The sequence below is a fragment of the Rhizobium ecuadorense genome, assembly GCF_001187535.1.
Taxonomy (GTDB): Bacteria; Pseudomonadota; Alphaproteobacteria; order Rhizobiales; family Rhizobiaceae; genus Rhizobium; species Rhizobium ecuadorense.
Genome location: NZ_LFIO01000118.1, coordinates 1 through 227, shown reverse-complemented (window position 1 = coordinate 227; position 227 = coordinate 1). Strand labels below are relative to the sequence as shown.

General features: G+C 60.4%; 1 protein-coding gene. It reads left to right on the top strand.

Annotation, left to right across the window (positions count from 1 at the left end):
• A partial coding sequence (locus tag AF337_RS44100) for a hypothetical protein (RefSeq protein ID WP_152970892.1) occupies positions 1-227 on the top strand: 227 nt, incomplete at both ends.

Below are 227 nucleotides of genomic sequence, written 5' to 3'. Positions count from 1 at the left end.
GACACCAGGCTTCTCTATGTTGGCGCCACGCGAGCCCGCGACTATCTGATCTTTGCTCCGCCGGCGAAAGGCCCGCTCAATTGGCTGAGCCTGCTCAATGCGCCGGAGGCCGCAGCGCATGTCGTTCCTCCCCAGAACGACGATAACCAGCTTGGGGTTGGGAACCAGAATTTCACAGTCAATGTGAAGGCGCTTGCGACGAGTGGCGAATTGACGGAGCGTGGCAG